The organism is Cupriavidus sp. FW305-3-2-15-C-LB2, from assembly GCF_058787575.1.
Genome location: NZ_JBYSZW010000093.1, coordinates 1 through 17,245 on the forward strand (window position 1 = coordinate 1; position 17,245 = coordinate 17,245).

General features: G+C 68.8%; 12 protein-coding genes. 1 reads left to right on the plus strand and 11 read right to left on the minus strand.

Annotation, left to right across the window (positions count from 1 at the left end; translation table 11 throughout):
• Positions 1-211: 211 nt before the first annotated feature.
• From AC3WRR_RS35280 to AC3WRR_RS35310, 7 genes are all read right to left on the minus strand, one after another.
• Positions 212-538, minus strand: a complete 327-nt coding sequence (locus tag AC3WRR_RS35280; RefSeq protein ID WP_011614584.1) for an AzlD domain-containing protein — start codon at positions 536-538, stop codon at positions 212-214.
• Entirely contained in the window at positions 535-1,362 is an 828-nt protein-coding gene (locus tag AC3WRR_RS35285) for an AzlC family ABC transporter permease (RefSeq protein WP_041687155.1), read from the minus strand. The genes AC3WRR_RS35280 and AC3WRR_RS35285 overlap by 4 nt, the downstream gene beginning before the upstream one ends.
• A gap of 175 nt (positions 1,363-1,537) precedes the next feature.
• A complete protein-coding gene (gene dacB / locus AC3WRR_RS35290) occupies positions 1,538-3,139 on the minus strand; it encodes a D-alanyl-D-alanine carboxypeptidase/D-alanyl-D-alanine endopeptidase (RefSeq protein ID WP_492299506.1) in 1,602 nt (533 codons plus the stop codon).
• Positions 3,140-3,187: 48 nt separating this feature from the next.
• Positions 3,188-3,775 (minus strand): MarR family winged helix-turn-helix transcriptional regulator, encoded by a 588-nt coding sequence (locus tag AC3WRR_RS35295; RefSeq protein WP_010812189.1) that lies wholly within the window; start codon positions 3,773-3,775, stop codon positions 3,188-3,190.
• On the minus strand, positions 3,772-4,923 hold the full coding sequence (locus AC3WRR_RS35300) for an ABC transporter substrate-binding protein (RefSeq protein ID WP_010812188.1): 1,152 nt from the start codon (positions 4,921-4,923) through the stop codon (positions 3,772-3,774). Before AC3WRR_RS35300 ends, AC3WRR_RS35295 begins: the two co-directional genes overlap by 4 nt.
• A 51-nt stretch (positions 4,924-4,974) precedes the next feature.
• Positions 4,975-6,228 (minus strand): flavin-dependent oxidoreductase, encoded by a 1,254-nt coding sequence (locus AC3WRR_RS35305; RefSeq protein ID WP_492299508.1) that lies wholly within the window; start codon positions 6,226-6,228, stop codon positions 4,975-4,977.
• 156 nt (positions 6,229-6,384) lie between these two features.
• Positions 6,385-6,837, minus strand: coding sequence for a PACE efflux transporter (locus AC3WRR_RS35310; RefSeq protein WP_010812186.1), 453 nt, complete (start codon positions 6,835-6,837; stop codon positions 6,385-6,387).
• Positions 6,838-6,948: 111 nt separating this feature from the next.
• Here AC3WRR_RS35310 and AC3WRR_RS35315 point away from each other — a divergent pair, with 111 nt between their 5' ends.
• On the plus strand, positions 6,949-7,854 hold the full coding sequence (locus tag AC3WRR_RS35315; RefSeq protein ID WP_010812185.1) for a LysR family transcriptional regulator: 906 nt from the start codon (positions 6,949-6,951) through the stop codon (positions 7,852-7,854).
• Here the strand turns inward: AC3WRR_RS35315 and AC3WRR_RS35320 are convergent.
• Genes AC3WRR_RS35320 through AC3WRR_RS35335 form a run of 4 tightly spaced genes read right to left on the minus strand, consistent with a single transcriptional unit; the run spans position 7,841 to position 17,222 of the window.
• Positions 7,841-9,319: an efflux transporter outer membrane subunit gene (locus AC3WRR_RS35320; RefSeq protein WP_454749316.1), complete on the minus strand. Its 1,479-nt coding sequence runs from the start codon at positions 9,317-9,319 to the stop codon at positions 7,841-7,843. The genes AC3WRR_RS35315 and AC3WRR_RS35320 overlap by 14 nt on opposite strands.
• A 17-nt stretch (positions 9,320-9,336) precedes the next feature.
• Positions 9,337-12,636 carry an efflux RND transporter permease subunit gene (locus AC3WRR_RS35325; protein ID WP_454749315.1) on the minus strand — a complete coding sequence of 1,100 codons (3,300 nt, stop codon included), beginning with the start codon at positions 12,634-12,636 and terminating at the stop codon, positions 9,337-9,339.
• A 2-nt stretch (positions 12,637-12,638) separates the two neighbouring features.
• Complete coding sequence (locus AC3WRR_RS35330) at positions 12,639-15,761, minus strand: MdtB/MuxB family multidrug efflux RND transporter permease subunit (RefSeq protein ID WP_492299510.1); 3,123 nt, start codon at positions 15,759-15,761, stop codon at positions 12,639-12,641.
• Positions 15,762-15,770: 9 nt separating this feature from the next.
• Positions 15,771-17,222, minus strand: a complete 1,452-nt coding sequence (locus AC3WRR_RS35335; RefSeq protein ID WP_492299512.1) for an MdtA/MuxA family multidrug efflux RND transporter periplasmic adaptor subunit — start codon at positions 17,220-17,222, stop codon at positions 15,771-15,773.
• Positions 17,223-17,245: the final 23 nt, after the last annotated feature.

Sequence of the window (17,245 nt, forward strand, 5' to 3'; positions counted from 1 at the left end):
GGGATAGGGGGCGGTGGCTTGCCTGGGGGCTTTACTTCGTTGAAGCTCCGGCCCTCTCCCCAACCCTCTCCCGCAAAGCGGGAGAGGGAGCACACAGGCGGTGGTTCCTGACTCATGCGGTGCAAATAACCTGCCGGTTTGCTCCCCTCTCCCGCGTGCGGGAGAGGAGCCAGGGAGAGGGCCGGCGTGTGCCAAGCACGATGCCGCCAATTCAGCCGCCCAGCAGCCTCAGCGCCGTATACACCGCCATCCCCACCACGATCATCCCCACCATCTTCCGCGTCAGCAGGTAGAACAGCGTGGCCGCAATCCCCGCCATCAGCTTGTCGTTGGAGAACGCCACCGTGAAATGCCCCTGCCAGGTCATCAGGTCCGGCAGGATGATCGCCGCCAGCGCCGCGGCCGGTGCATAGCGCAGCGCCCGCGCGATGCGGTCGGGCACGGTGACATGCTCGCCGGCCATCAGGAACAGCGCGCGCGTGACGATGGTGACGACCGCCATGCCAAGGATGGCAATCCAGATTTCAAGATGGCTCATGCGCGGTCTCCCGGCGGCGTTTCCGGCGCGGCGGCGTTGGTGACCTCGGGGGCCTTGGGCTTGCGCCGGCGGATGCCGCGCAGTGCCGCGCGCGCGGCCAGGTCGTCGCTGGCCATGCCGGCGGCAATCGCGCCCACCACTGCCACCACCAGGCTGAGACGGTACGGCAAATCGAAGCAAAGCAGCGCCAGCACCGCCGACACCACCACTGCCAGCAGCGTCGAGCGCGAGTTGATGGTGGCGATCATCACCGGGATCAGCGCCATGGTGCCGGCCAGCCCCAGGCCCCAGCTGTCGGGGAACAGACTGGCCAGCACGATGCCGATGATCGACGACAGCTGCCACATGCAGAAGTTGGTCAGCGCCATGCCCCAGAAGTAGCCTTCCTTGCCGGGCTCGTAGCCGGGCGTGCTGTACTTCTGCAGGAAGTAGACGAAGTGCAGGTCGCCGTTGAACGAGCCCAGGATGGTGCGCCGCCATAGCGGCATGTAGCTGAAGTGCGGCTGCATGCCGGCGCTGAAGATCACAAAGCGCAGGTTGACCACGGCCGCAGTCAGCCAGATGGTCCACAGCGGCAGGCCCGCGGCGAACAGCGGCAGCACGGCCAGTTGCGCCGAGCCGGCATAGACCAGCAGCGACATGCCGATGGCTTCGGGCACGGTCATTACGGATTTGCTCATTGCCACGCCGGTCACCAGGCCCCAGGAGAAGACCGCGGGCAGGGACGGGGCAAAGTAGCGCGCGCCGTCGATAAAGCCGGCGCGTTCGGCGGGTGCGAAGCGATGCCAGAGGCGCAACCACACCGGGGGTTGTCGGGAAGTCATGTCAGAGGGCGAGGGGGCAATGCAGGCCCGGGGCCGAGGGCCGGCCCGGAAGGCTGCCGCCGCAGGACGCGGCCGGCACCCTGGCATTATAGGGGCGGATCGGACGCTGGTAAGCGTCCGCTTAACAAAATGCGGCCGCGGCGTTGGCGCCAGGCCACGGCGCCGCGCCGCGGCCTCAGGGTGCGCCGCGGTACACCCATTGCAGCAAGGCGTCGTGTGCTTCCAGCGCCTGCGCGGCATTGGGGTGGTTGATCATGCTGACCACCACGTAGCGGCCGCCGTCGGCAGCATCCACATAGCCGGCCAGCGCGCGCACGTCGGCCAGCGTGCCGGTCTTCAGGTAGCCGTTGCCGGCCGCGTTGGCGCGCGTCAGGCGGTTGCGCAGCGTGCCGTCGACGCCCAGCACCGGCAGCGAATCGATCAGCACCGGCCCCACGTTGCTGGCCGCGGCCTGCTGCAGCAGGCGCGCCATGTCATAGGCGCTGATGCGTTCCTCGCGCGACAGGCCCGAGCCGTTGTCCAGCACCAGGCCGGGCATGTCCAGCCCCTGGCGCGCCAGCCAGCGCTGCACCACGCGGATCGAGCGCCCGGTGCTGGCCGGGCCGCCGCGGTCCATTTCTGCGCCGATGGTCAGGAACAGCTGGCGTGCCATCACGTTGTTCGAGAACTTGTTGATGTCGCGCACGATGTCTGCCAGCGGCAGGCCGTAGTGGCGCGCCAGCAGCACCGCGCCGCGCGGCACCTTGCCGCTGCGCAGCGCGGGCATATGGGCAAAGCGCCCGCCGGCGCGCTGCCATTCGGCGACGAAGCCGCCCCATGTGAACTCCGCATGCGACAGCGTGGCGATATTGAGCACGTGCTCGCCGCAGTCGCTGGCATAGTCGCCCGAGAACGACGCCAGCACGGTGCCGTCCGCCTGCGGCAGCACGCTCGGGCTGGCGCTGGACTGCCAGTCGCCGCAGCGGCCGTTGGTCAGCGTGAGCCGGTTGTCCAGCTTGAGCTGCGCCAGCTCGGGCGTGACGCTGACTGCCACGGTCTGGCTGGCCGGGTCCGGCGTCAGCGTGAATGACAGCGTCTTGAACGCATACAGCAGTGCATCGGGGCCGACGTTGTAGGCGCGCTGCACTTCGCCGTCGATGGTACCGTTGCCGTCCAGGCCATCGGCAAAGTAGCTGCGGTCCAGCACCAGGTCGCCGTTGATGCCGGTAGCGCCCCCGGCGCGCGCCTTCGCCACCAGCTTGGCCATTTCCTCGGGCACCAGCTTGGGATCGCCGTGGCCGCGCAGGTAGACGTTGCCGTTGACGGTGCCGTCGAAGCCGGGCTGGGCGTCGGCATAGAGCGAGGTCTGCCAGCGGTAGTCGGGCCCCAGCAGCTGCAGCCCGGCAAAGGTGGTGACCAGTTTCATGGTCGAGGCCGGGTTCATCGGCTGCTGCGCATTCCAGCTGGCGCGGGCGGTGCCCGCGCCCAGCCTGACCACGTAGAAGCTGGCGGCCGACGCCGGCACGCCGGCTCGGCGCAGCGCCGCGGCCACCGGGGCCGGCACGCCGGCGTTCACCAGTGCGGGATCGGCAGCGGTTTTTGCGGCGGTGGCGGCCTTCGCCGCTTTTGCCGCCTTGACCGTCTTGGCGGGCGCCTTGGCTTGCGCCGGGGTGAGCGCGGGACCGCCGGCCAGCAGCACGGCGGCAAGGATGGGCGAGAGCAGTGGCGACAGGCGGCGCAGCAGGGTGCCGGGTCGCAATGCAGTAGGCGCGGCGATTGTTCTTGGCATGGCGGCCATGTTAACGCATGGCCGCAGGCCGGCGGATGACAGTCTTGCCGACTGCCCTCAGCCGGCGCGCGGCGGCGCCAGCCGAGCCAGCAGCGACTTCAGCGTGGCCTGCTCGGCCTCGCTCAGCGCCGAGCCGACGTGCGCGTCGTGCGCCACCACCGCCTGCGTGGCGGCTTCCAGCGTGCGGCGGCCGGCTGCCGTCAGCACCAGGCTGTAGGCGCGGCGATCGCCGGCTGCCGGGCGGCGTGCCACCAGGTTCATCTCTTCCAGCGCGTCGACCAGCAGCACCGCCCCCGAGCGCGCGATGCCGAGGATCTGCGCCAGTTCGGTCAGCTTCAGGTGCGGGTTGCGCGAGATGATGATCAGCGCCGAAAAGCGCGGCGGCGTGATCTGCCATTGCGCCAGCGACAGCACGAAATCTTCATAGATGCGGATCTGCGCGCGGCGGATGGCGTAGCCGATCAGATTGTCGAGCACGCCATAGTCGATGTTCGGCACATGCGGGTCGAAACCGGCATCGGCACCGCCGCTTGCGGCCGGATCCGGCGCAAGCGGGTCTCGCGCCTTACGCCGCGCGGACGCGGCGGTGGTGCTGCGCGGGCGCGGGGGTGCGGCGGGCGGTGTGCCGGATGCGTCGGGATTCATTTCAGCAGTTTCCAGTTGCCGTTGTCGATGGTCAGCATAACCCGCCCGCGCTGGTCGAAGCCATAGTGGTCTTGCCCACTGTAATTCAGCACGCCGTGCGAGACCACGATGTCGCGCTCGGTCTCCAGTGCCTGCCGCAGCGCCTGGCGGAATGCCGGCGTTCCCGGCCTGGCGTGCCTGAGCGCCACCGGCACGATGCGCTCCAGCACCAGCCCGGCGTCGTAGGCGTGGGCGCCGAACTGCGTGCGGCTGTCGGCCCCGTATTGCTTCTCATAGCGGGTGACGTAGTCCAGCCCCGGCTTGCGCACCGGGTCGCCCGCGGGCAACTGCTCCGGCACGATCACCGGCCCGGCCGGCAGGATCGCGCCATTGACCATGCGCCCGCCGATGCGGATCAGGTCCTTGGTGGCCGCGCCATGGGTGTGGTAGATGGTGCCGCCGTAGCCGCGCTCGCGCAGCGTGGTGTGCGGCAGCGCGGCGCCGGTGCCGGCGCCGGCGATCAAAATGGCGTCGGGTTTGGCGGCAATCAGCTTGATGGCCTGCGCGGTCACGCTGGTATCGGCGCGGCCGTAGCGCTCGGTGGCGATCAGGCGGATGCCGTTGGCGCTGGCGGCGGCGGTGAAGTCCTTCAGCCAGGTCTCGCCGTAGGCATCGGCAAAGCCGATAAAGCCGATGGTCTTGACGCCGTTGGTCTTGGCGGTGGCGGCCACGGCATTGGCCATCAGCCGCACCGGCTGCGCCAGCCGGAAGGTCCAGGCACCGCGCCCGGGCTTGAGTTCGATCGGCGAGAACGCCAGCTGCACGGTCTGGGCCTCATCGGCCACCTCGGCAATGGCGATCGACGGCGCCACCGCGGACGAGCCCAGGATGATGTCGACCTTGTCCTCGGAGACAAAGCGGCGCGCCACCTTGGCGCCCTGGGTGGGGTCCGAGGCATCGTCCAGCACGATGTAGCGTACCGCCTCGCCGCCGATCTTCTGCGGCAGGTAGGCCAGCGAGTTCTTCTGCGGGATACCCAGCGACGCCGACGGGCCGGTGGTGGACAGGCTGACGCCGACGGTGATGTCGGCCAGCGCACTGCCGGCGCTGAAGGCGAGGGCCGCGGCCAGTGCGAGGCGGGCCAGCTTGGTGGTGGTCAGGGGCGCCATGGTGTCTCCTCTCTCGATGGTCTTGTTCTGCATTGTCAAACCTGCCGGATCCTACCGCCTGCCCTGCATCGACTGCCGGTCGAATCCCGCCAGCTGCTTGTACCGCAGCGAGATCGCCTCCAGTTCCGCGCGCGGGATCACCTGGTCGATGTCGGCAAAGCCCTGCGGCGCGCGTTCCTCGGCCAGCTGCATCACCTGCTCGGGCCCGTTCATGCGGTTGCGCAGCACGATTCCGGCGGTGCGCGGCAGGCGCTCGGCCTCGTATTCGCGCAGCCCGTAGCCGGTGTCGGGCGTGCCGAGCAGGCTGTCGAGCAGGTAGCGCGCGTCCAGGATCGCCTGGGCGCTGCCGTTCGAGCCGATCGGGTACATCGGGTGCGCGGCGTCGCCCAGCAGCGTGACGCGGTCGAAGGTCCAGCGCGGCAGCGGGTCCTTGTCGACCATCGGGAATTCGTAGATCGCCTCGGCACCGTCGATCAGCGCGGGGATGTCGATCCAGTCCCACCGCCAGTCGGCAAACGCGGCGCAGAACACGGATTTGTCGACCTGCTTGTTCCAGTCGCTGCGCGGCGGGGTGTCGGGCACGCTGTCGGGCACGCGCAGCTCGGCGATCCAGTTGACCAGCGAGCGGCCCTGGCGGCGCAGCGGTTCCGAGATCGGATAGGCCACGAACTTCTGGTCCTGGTGCCCGGCCATGAACATCGAGCAGCCGTCCAGGTAGGGCGACGCCTCGGTGACCGCACGCCACAGCAGGCGGCGCGAAAAGCGCGGCAGGTCGCCGGTGGGGTAGAAATGGCGGCGCACCGCCGAGTGGATGCCGTCGGCGCCGACCAGCACATCGGCGCTGGCCTCGACCTCGGCATTGTCGCTGCGGCGGCGCAGGCCAAAGCGCGCCTGTCCGCCCGCGCCGGTGTCCAGCACGGTCTCGAAGCTATGGCCGGTATGCACGGCGCCGGCGCCCAGGCGCTCCACCACGGTACGGTGCAACAGCATCTGGAATTCGCCGCGATGGATCGAGAATTGCGGCCAGTCGTAGCCGGCCGCCAGCCCGCGCGGCTCATGCCAGATGCGCTGGCCGCGCTTGTTGTAGTACGAGAGCGACGAGGTCTCGATGGCGATATCCGCCAGCGCGTCGCGCAGTCCCAGCTCGGACAGGATACGCACGGCGTGCGGCAGCAGGTTGATGCCCACGCCCAGCGGGCGCAGCGTTTCGCTGGCCTCCCAGACCTCGGCCTCGATGCCGTGGCGGTGGCATAGCAGCGCCAGCGTCAGTCCGCCGATGCCGCCACCGGCGATTGCGATCTTCATGGTGTCTCCCCCGCGTGCAGGATGCGCCGGTACGCAAGCGCGGGCGCGCTGCCTCCGGTCGAATTGGATTTGTTATGGAGTATAACAATTCGACCGGATGCGACAAGATGGGGAAGACCCCGGAGTGACGCCTCCGGGGTCGGGAAAAACCCGCGCTCAGCCGAGCGCGGCGCCTTCCGGCTTGGCTTGTGCCTGCAGTGAAGGCACCGGGAAGACGATGTCGTACAGCCAGTTGTACACCAGCGCGTAGACCATGTAGAAGCCGGCCACGGCGAGGTCCATGATGAGCGCATCGACCAGGCTGATGTCCAGGTACCAGGCCACCGACGGCAGGAACACCACCAGCAGGCCCAGCTCGAACAGCACGGCGTGCAGCACGCGCACCGGCACCGACTTGCGCAGCTGGCCGGTGAAACGCAGCATGCCCTTGTCGAACAGCACGTTGTACAGGTAGTTCCAGCCGGTGGCGATCAGCGAGGCGACCGCTCCGATCACGCCCATCTCGTGCAGTTCATAGCCGAAGGCCCAGCTGGCCAGCGGCGCGAAAATCAGCAGGCCGACCACCTCGAAGCCGACGGCGTGGCGAATCCGGTCCCAGGTCTTGCGCATCGTTGTTCTCCTTGCGTGTCAAACGCGATGGGAGCTAGTCTATCTGCTGGGTAGGGATTGCCAAGTTGGATACTATCTGTAAAACAGATAGATAAGCATGGAAAGTTATTTATGAGCCTCTCCATCGAGCAATTGCAGGCATTCGTCGCGGCGGCTGACACCGGTTCGTTCTCGGCCGCCGCGCGCCGGCTGGGCAAGGCGCAGTCGGTGGTCAGCGCGGCGGTGTCCAACCTGGAAATCGACGCCGGCAACGCGCTGTTCGACCGCTCCGCCCGTTACCCGGTACTGACCCCCGCGGGCGAGCGGCTGCTGGCCGAGGCGCGCGTGATCCTGGAGCGCTGCGAGCACTTCCGCGGCGTGGCCAAGAGCCTGGGCGAGGGCGTGGAGACGCGGCTGGTGCTGGCGGTGGACGAGCTCTATCCGGAAGAGACGCTGGGCATGCTGCTGGAAGAGTTCTCCAGCCGCTTCCCGGCGGTGGAGCTTGAGTTGCTGTTTCCGCTGATGGAGGACGTCAGCCGGCTGGTCCTGGAGGGCGGCGCCGACCTCGGCATCATGTGGCGGCAGGAGGTGCTGCCACCGGCGCTGGGCTTCCATGCGCTGGGCTGGGTGCCGATGCAGATCCTGTGCGCGCCCGAGCATCCGCTGGCCGGCCAGCGTGTGGACTGGGAGGAACTGAAGCGCTATCGCCAGCTGATGGTCGCCACCCGCTCAGACAGCGAAGAGAAGATGCGCCTGCGCGTGGCCGCGGACGTGTGGTGGGTGGAAAGCCAGTGGGTGATCGTGGAGCTGGTCAAGCGCGGGCTGGGCTGGGCCTTCGTGCCGTGGCACGTGGTGGCCAATTCGCCGGCCGCGGCGCGGCTGGTGACGCCGCCGCTGGCATTCCAGCAGCAGGACTGGCCGGTGGCGATGGAGCTGGTCTGGCACAAGCAGCGGCCGCTGGGCAAGGCTGCCACCTGGCTGCGCGAGCGCATCTGCCAACAGCCGCTGCCGCGCGCGCCTGCGGCTAGCGCTGGCTGACGGCCTGGTTCGAACCGGCCTGTGCCGGCGCAGCCTCCGCACCGGGCGCATGCCAGCCGCCGCCCAGCGCCTTGATCAGTACCACCGCCGCCGTGTACTGGCGGCCGGCGATCGACAGCGCGGTGCGCTCGGCGGTATAGGCGCTGGTCTGCGCCGTCAGCACGTCGAGCAGGCCAGCGGTGCCGGCGCGGTAGCGGTTGTTCACCAGCACCAGCGCCTCGCGCGCCGAGCGCAGCGCGTCGTTCTGCACCACCGCTTCCTGTTCCAGCAGCCGTTGCGCGGCGAGGTTGTCCTCGACTTCCTGGAACGCGCCCAGCACGGTCTGGCGGTAGTTGGCCACGGTCTGGTCGTAGGCCGCCACCGCCTGCGCCTTGGCCGCGCTGCGCAGCCCGCCGTCGAACAGCGTGCCGGCCAGGCCGCCGCCGATCGACCAGATCCGGTCCGGCAGCGACATCCAGCGCGCCAGCGTGCTGGCGGTCAGGCCGCCGCTGGCCGACAGCGACAGGGTCGGATAGTAGGCCGCCTGCGCCACGCCGATCTGCGCATTGGCCGAGGCCATGCGGCGCTCGGCCGCGCCGATGTCTGGGCGGCGTTCCAGCAGTTGCGACGGCACCGCGGCCGGCACGCGCGGCAGCGCGGTGCGGAAGTCGTCGGCGGCCAGCGTCAGCGCCGCGGGCGGCTTGCCCACCAGCACCGCGATGGCGTGCTCCAGCTGCGCGCGCGTGATCTGGATGTCGATCTGCTGCGCCTGCGCGCTCTTGAGCTGGGTCTCGGACTGCAGCACGTCCGAGCGCTGCGCGGTGCCCGCCGCATACTGGTTCTGCACCAGCTGCAGCGACTTCTGGTAGTCGGCCACGGTGCGGTCCAGCAGGGCCTTCTGCGCATCGGCCACGCGCAGCAGGAAGTAGCTCTGCGCCAGCGTTGCCTGCGTCGACAGCAGCGTCGAGGCCAGGTCGGCCTGGCTGGCTTGCGCGCTGGCCTCGCTGCTTTCCACCTGGCGCCGCACGCGGCCCCAGACGTCGATTTCCCAGGTTGCGCCCAGGGTCGCGCTCTGCCCGTTGAGCGTGCTGCCGCTGGCGCCGCGCGCGCGCGAGGCGCCGGCCTGTGCGTCGACGGTCGGGAAGAAGCCGGCGCGCGCGGCCTGCAGCGACGCCACCGCCTGGCGGTACTGCGCCTCGGCGGCCTTGATGTTCTGGTTCGAGATCTGCACCTCGGACATCAGCGCGTCGAGCTGCGCATCGCCGAACACGGTCCACCAGTCGGCGCGTGCCAGCGCATCCTGCGGCTCGGCGGGCTTCCAGTCGCCGGTCCAGGCGGGGGTGGCGGCATCGGCTTCCTTGAAGGATGCGGAAACCGGCGCGTCGGGGCGCTGGTAGTCGGGGCCGACGGCGCAGCCGGCCAGCAGCAGCGCGCAGGCCAGCGACACCGGCAGGGCATGGGTCAGGAGGCGGGAAAGAACTGTCATGTCGAGTCTTCGCAAATCTAGACGGCGGCCGGCTGGTCAGGCGTGCCGGCACCACGGCGGCGCTGGCGCCAGGCCTTGACCTTCAGGCGCCAGCGGTCCAGCGTCAGGTAGACCACCGGCGTGGTGTACAGCGTCAGCAGCTGGCTTACCACCAGCCCGCCGACAATGGAGATGCCCAGCGGCGCGCGCAGTTCGGCGCCGTCGCCGCGGCCGATTGCCAGCGGCACCGCGCCCAGCAGCGCGGCCATGGTGGTCATCAGGATCGGGCGGAAGCGCAGCAGGCAGGCGCGGTAGATCGCGTCGCGCGGCGACAGGCCGTCGCGCCGTTCGGCATCGATGGCGAAGTCGATCATCATGATCGCGTTCTTTTTCACGATGCCGATCAGCAGGATCACGCCGATCAGCGCGATGATGCTGAAGTCGGTCTTCGATGCCAGCAGCGCCAGCAGCGCGCCCACGCCGGCGGAGGGCAGCGTCGACAGGATCGTCAGCGGATGCACATAGCTTTCATACAGCACGCCCAGCACGATGTAGATCGTGATCAGCGCCGCCAGGATCAGGATCGGCTGACTCTTGAGCGAATCCTGGAACGCCTTGGCGCCGCCCTGGAAGTTGGCGCGCAGCGTCTCCGGCACGCCGATGCGCGCCATCTCGCGCGTGATCGCGTCGGTCGCCTGCGACAGCGAAGTGCCCTCGGCCAGGTTGAACGAGATCGTCGAGGCCGCGAACTGGCCCTGGTGGTTCACGCCCAGCGGCGTGCTGGACGGGGTCACGCGCGCGAACGCCGCCAGCGGCACGCGGTTGCCGTTGCCGGTGACCACGTAGATGTCCTTGAGCGCATCGGGCCCTTGCAGGTATTCCTGGCTCAGCTCCATCACCACGCGGTACTGGTTCAGCGGATGGTAGATGGTGGACACCAGCCGCTGGCCGAAGGCATCGTTGAGCACCGCATCCACCTGCTGCGCGGTCACGCCCAGGCGCGAGGCCGCGTCGCGGTCGATGATCACCGAGGTCTGCAGGCCCTTGTCGTTGGTATCGGTGTCGATATCCTCCAGCCCCTTCAGGTTCGACAACGCGGCGCGCACCTTGGGCTCCCACGCGCGCAGCACTTCCAGGTCGTCCGACTGCAGCGTGAACTGGTACTGCGAGCTGCTCTGCCGCCCGCCGATGCGGATATCCTGCACCGACTGCAGGAACAGGCTCGCGCCCGGCTCCTTGGACAGCTTGCCGCGCAGCCGCGCGATGATGGCGTCGGCCGATTCGTTGCGCTCCGACAGCGGCTTGAGCGTGACGAACATCTGCCCGGTATTGCGCTGGGAACCGCCGGTAAAGCCGGTCACGTTGACCACGGCGGGGTCGGACTGGACGATCTTGATGAAATTGTCGAGCTTGCCGCGCATGGCCTGGAACGAGGTGGCCTGGTCGGCGCGGATAAAGCCGATCAGCCGGCCCGTGTCCTGCTGTGGGAAGAAGCCCTTGGGAACGATCACGTACAGGTACACGTTGAGTGCGATGGTGGCGATCAGCACCAGCCACACCAGCGGACTCAGGCGCAGCGCCGTGGACAGCGAGCGCGCATAGCCGTCGTGCAGCCACTGGAACATGCGCTCGGTGGCACGGAAGAAGCGGCCCTGCTTCTCCGGCTCGGGCGGGCGCAGCATCCGTGCGCACATCATCGGCGTGGTGGTCAGCGACACCACCAGCGACACCAGGATCGCCACCGACAGCGTGATCGCGAATTCCTGGAACAGCCGGCCGACGATGCCGCCCATCATCAGCAGCGGGATGAATACCGCGATCAGCGACAGGCTCATCGACAGCACCGTGAAACCCACTTCGCGCGCCCCGCGCAGTGCCGCGGCAAGCGGCTTCATGCCTTCCTCGATGTGGCGCGAGATGTTCTCCAGCACCACGATGGCATCGTCGACCACAAAGCCGGTGGCGATAGTCAGCGCCATCAGCGACAGGTTGTTCAGCGAGAACCCGGCCAGGTACATCACCGAGAACGTGCCGATCAGCGACACCGGCACCGCCACGCTGGGGATAAGGGTGGCGCGCACATTGCGCAGGAACACGAACACCACCATGATCACCAGCGCCACCGAGATCATCAGCGTGTTCTCGACCTCGCGCAGCGAGGCGCGGATGGTGGGCGTGCGGTCCATCATCACGTCCATCGAGATTGCCGCGGGGATCATCTTTTGCAGCTGCGGCAGCATCTCGTTGACGCGGTCGACGGTCTCGATGATGTTGGCGCCGGGCGAGCGGTTCAGCACCAGCAGCACCGACGGCTTGCCGTTGGCCGAGCCGGCGTTGCGGATGTCCTGCACCGAGTCGACCACATTGGCCACGTCGCGCAGCCGCACCGGCACCGCGAACGAGTTGGGGCCGCTGGTGGCACTGGTGCCTCCGGTGGCGCCGCTGGTGATGGTGGTGGTGCCGCTGCTGGTGGTCAGCGTGGTCACGGTCACGCCGTTGACCACCTTGGTGCTGACGCCGCCGCTGGCGGCGGCGTTGGCGGTGCTGGCAATCAGCGCGCCCGCCGACGTCGACGAGAAGGTTCCCGGCGTGGCAAAGCGGATGATCAGCGGCATGTAGTCTTCCGCCTTCATCGCCTGGTCGTTGGCGTAGACCTGCCAGTTGCTGGCGGCGTTCTCCAGCGTGCCCAGCGGCCGGTTGGCGTTGGTCGCGCTGATGGTGTTGCGCACATCCTCCAGCGAGATGCCGTAGTTGTTCAGCGCGGTCGGGTTCAGCTCGACCCGCACTGCCGGCAGCGAGGCCCCGCCGATGGTGACCTGGCCCACGCCATCGACCTGCGACAGCTTCTGCGCCAGGATGGTCGAGGCCGCGTCGTACAGCTGCCCGCGCGTCATGGTCGGCGAGGTCAGCGCGATGATCATGATCGGCGCATCGGCCGGGTTGACCTTGCGGTAGGTCGGGTTGTTGGGCAGGCTGGTCGGCAGTGTCGCGCGCGAGGCGTTGATGGCCGCCTGCACGTCGCGCGCGGCGCCGTCGATATTGCGCGACAGGTCGAACTGCAGCGTCACGCGGGTGGAGCCGAGCGAACTGCTCGAAGTGATCTCGGTCACGCCGGCGATGGTGCCGAGCGCGCGCTCGAGCGGCGTCGCCACGGTGGCGGCCATCGTTTCAGGACTCGCGCCTGGCAGCGACGCCGATACCGAGATGGTCGGGAAGTCCACCTGCGGCAGCGGCGACACCGGCAGCAGCCGCAGCGCGGCCAGCCCCGCCAGCAGGATGCCGAGCGTCAGCAGCGCGGTCGCGACGGGGCGGTGGATGAAGGCAGCCGAGAGATTCATCGTTACACCGGCTCCTCGCCCGTGCCGCCTTCCTCCGGATCACCGAAGCGCCGCTTGCGCCAGCCTTTCACGCGCGTGGCCACGCGGTCGAACGCCAGGTAGATCACCGGCGTGGTGAACAGCGTCAGCACCTGGCTGACCAGCAGGCCGCCCACCATGGTCACGCCCAGCGGCCGGCGCAGTTCGCTGCCGATGCCGGAACCCAGCATCAGCGGCAGCGCCGCCAGCAGGGCCGCCATGGTGGTCATCAGGATCGGGCGGAAACGCAGCAGGCAGGCCTGGAAGATCGCATCGCGTGGTTTCATGCCGCCCTCGCGCTCTGCCTCGAGCGCGAAGTCGATCATCATGATCGCGTTCTTCTTGACGATGCCGATCAGCAGGATGATGCCGATGATCGCAATGATGCCCAGGTCCTGCCCCGCCAACAGCAGCGCCAGCAGCGCGCCGACGCCCGCCGATGGCAGCGTCGACAGGATCGTGACCGGGTGGATGGTGCTTTCATACAGCACGCCCAGCACGATATACATCGTCACCACCGCGGCCAGGATCAGCCACAGCGTGTTCGACAGCGACGCGCGGAAGGCCAGCGCGGCGCCCTGGAAGCTGGTCTGCATCGAGATCGGCAGGCCCAGCTCCTGCTCGACCCTGGTGATCTTGTCGACCGCGGCGCCCAGCGATTCGCCCGGCGCCAGGTTGAACGAGATCGTCGCCGCCGGGAACTGGCCCTGGTGGTTGATCACCAGCGGGCCGGTGCGTTCGGTGATGCGCGCGAACGCGCCCAGCGGCACCTGGCCGCCGGAAGAGGAGGGCAGGCGCAGGTCGGCCAGCGACTGCGGATTCTTGCGGAATTCCGGCATGGTCTCCAGCACCACGCGGTACTGGCTCGACTGCGTGAAGATGGTCGACACCAGCCGCTGGCCGAAGGCGCTGTACAGCGCGCTGTCGATCACCGCGGTGGTGATGCCGAAGCGCGCCGCGGCGTCGCGGTCGATATCGACATAGGCGCGCAGGCCGTTGTTCTGCTGGTCGCTGGTGACGTCGCGCAACTCGGGTTCCTGGCGCAGGCGTTCCACCAGCTTCGGCACCCACGCGGCCAGCGTGGCGGGATCGGGGTCCTCGACGGTGAACTGGTACTGCGTGCGCGAGACCTTGTCCTCGATGGTCAGGTCCTGCACCGGCTGCGTGTACAGCGACACGCTGCCCAGTTCGTGCACGGCCTGCTGCAGGCGCTGCGTGACCACGTCGATGGGGTCGCGCTCGCCCTTGGGCTTGAGGTTGATCAGCATGCGCCCGGCGTTGAGCGTGGTGTTGGTGCCATCCACGCCGATGAACGACGACAGGCTTGCCACTGCCGGGTCCTGCATCACCACCTTGGCCACGGCCTGCTGCCGGCGCGCCATGGCGTCGAACGAGGTGGTCTGGGCGGCCTCGGTGATGCCCTGGATCACGCCGGTGTCCTGCACCGGGAAGAAGCCCTTTGGCACCAGCAGATACAGCAGTCCGGTCAGCACCAGCGTGGCCACGGCCACGACCAGCGTCGCTTTCTGACGATCGAGCACCCACTCCAGCGCACGGCCGTAGCGCTCGATCACGTTGTCGAAGAAGCGGCCGCTGGCGCGGTGAAAGCGCGACAGCTTCTCTTCCGGCACATGGTGCAGCAGGCGCGCGCACATCATCGGCGTGAGCGTCAGCGATACCACTGCCGAGATCAGGATCGACACCGCCAGCGTGATCGCGAATTCCCGGAACAGGCGCCCGACCACGTCGCCCATGAACAGCAGCGGGATCAGCACCGCCACCAGCGAGAAGGTCAGCGAGATGATGGTGAAGCCGATTTGTTTCGAGCCCTTGAGCGCCGCCGCCATCGGCGAATCGCCCTTCTCGATGTAGCGCATGATGTTCTCGATCATCACGATCGCATCATCGACCACGAAGCCGGTGGCAATCGTCAGTGCCATCAGCGTCAGGTTGTTGATCGAGAAGCCGGCCAGGTACATCACGCCGAAGGTGCCCACCAGCGACAGCGGCACCGCCACGCCCGGGATGATGGTGGCCGGTATATTGCGCAGGAACAGGAAGATCACCAGCACCACCAGCGCGATCGCCAGCAGCAGCTCGAACTGCACGTCCTCGACCGAGGCGCGGATGGTGGTGGTGCGGTCGGTCAGCAGCTGCACGTGGACCGAGGCCGGCAGCGCATTCTGCAGTTGCGGCAGCAGCGCCTTGATGCGGTCCACCACTTCGATCACGTTGGCACCGGGCTGGCGCTGGATATTCAGCACGATCGCGGGCTTGTCGTTGGCCCAGGCGGCCAGGCGGCTGTTCTCGGGGCCGTCGACGATCTCGGCCACGTCGGTGATGCGGATCGGCGCGCCGTTCCTGTAGCCCAGGATGATCTGGCGGTATTCGTCGGCCGAGCGCAGCTGGTCGTTGGCGTCGATGGTGGAGGCGCGCGCGGGGCCGTCGAAGCTGCCCTTGGCGCCGTTGACGTTGGATGCGCCAATGGCGGTGCGCAGGTCGTCGATCGACATGCCCAGCGAAGCCAGCGCGGCCGGGTTGGCCTGGATGCGCACCGCGGGGCGCTGGCCGCCGCTGATGGTGACCAGGCCCACGCCCTGGATCTGCGAGATCTTCTGTGCCACGCGCGTGTCGACCATGTCCTGCAGCCTGGGCAGCGGCATGGTGTCCGAGGTCATGGCGATGGTCATGATCGGCGCGTCGGCCGGGTTGACCTTGCTGTAGACCGGCGGCATCGGCAGGTCGGATGGCAGCAGGTTGCTGCCGGCGTTGATGGCGGCCTGCACCTCCTGCTCGGCCACGTCCAGCGGCAGCGTCAGCTCGAACTGCAGCGTGATCACCGAAGCGCCGCCCGACGAGGACGACGACATCTGCTTCAGGCCCGGCATCTGGCCGAACTGCCGCTCCAGCGGCGCGGTCACCGACGAGGTCATCACGTCCGGGCTGGCGCCAGGATAGAGCGTAGTGACCTGGATGGTCGGGTAGTCGACCTCGGGCAGCGCCGACAGCGGCAGCAGCCGGTACGCCACCAGCCCGGACAGCAAGATGGCCAGCATCAGCAGCGCCGTGGCGACCGGGCGCTCGATGAAGAGGCGTGAGGGGTACATGCGCTGTCCTTACTGCTGCGCGCCGCCGGCGGGCGGGGCGCTGGCGCCGGCCTGGCGGTGGCGGCGATGTTCGCCGGCCGCGCCGGGGGCCGCGGCCCCGCTGGCGTCGGCGTGCGCGCCGCTGGCACCGCCGCCGTCCCGGTTGCGGCGGCCGCGCCCGCGCGGCTGGCTGGCCGGCACCACCGCGGCGGCGCGCGCGGCCGGGTCGACGGCCTCCACCGTCATGCCTTCCTTGAGGCGGTCGGCGCCGTCCACCACCACGCGCTGGCCGGGCTCCAGGCCCTTGAGCACGGCATTGCGGCTGCCGTCGCCCGGGCCCAGCGTGACCACCTGCACCTTGACCTTGCTGCTGTCATCCACAATGTAGACGAAGGTACCCTGCTGGCCGCGCTGGATCGCCGCCACGGGGATCACGGTGGCGTCCCTGAGCGTATCGACGCGCGTGCGCACGTTGACGAACTGGTTGGGGAACAGCATGCCGTCGGCGTTGGGGAAGACCGCCTTGAGCTTGACCGTGCCGGTGGTGGTGTCGATCTGGTTGTCGGTGGTCAGCAGCGTGCCTTCGCCGAGCTGATTGCGCACCTGGCGGTCCCACGCCTGCACCGGAAGTTCTTCGCCGGCGTTGAGCTTCTTCAGCACCGAGGGCAGGTTGTCCTCGGGGATGGTGTACATCACGGCGATGGGCTGGATCTGCGTGATCAGCGCGATGCCGTTGGTGTCGCTGGTATTGACGATATTGCCGGGGTCGACCTGGCGCAGGCCGATGCGGCCCGACACCGGCGCGACGATCCTGGTATAGCCCAGCTGCAGGCGCGCGTTGGCGACATTGCCCTGGTCGGTCTTGACCACGCCCTCGTACTGGCGCACCAGCGCGTCCTGGGTATCGACCTGCTGCTTGGAGATCGAGTCCTGGCCCAGCAGGGTGCGGTAGCGCTGCTGGTCGAGCCTGGCATTCTGCAGCAGTGCCTGGTCGCGCGCGAGCTGGCCCACGGCCTGGTCCAGCGCCGCCTGGAACGGGCGCGGGTCGATCTCGGCCAGCACGTCGCCGGCCTTGACCATCTGGCCTTCCTTGAACAGCACCTTGAGCAGCGGGCCGGACACCTGCGCGCGCACGGTGACGTTGGACACCGGGGTCACGTTGCCCAGGCCGTTGAGCACCACATCCATATCGCGCTTGGCCACGGTGGCGACCACCACGGGCGAGCGCGGCATGCCGGGGCCGCCGGCGCCACCCCGCGCGCCCGGGCCGCTGGCGCCCCGCTGCGCGCCTGCAGCCCCGGCCGTCTCCTGCGGCGCCTGGCCGCGATGGGCGTACCAGTACCAGGCGCCCCCCGCGAGCAGCAGCACCAGCACGCCGGCGGTCAGCCGGCGCCGGCCGGTGCGCCGCGGCGGAGTGCCCTCGGGCGCAGGCGAAGACGGGGTCGGGGAGGGGGTAGGCTGGCCTTGTTCGGGGTTGGACATGTCCGCAAATCCTGGGGGCGGGG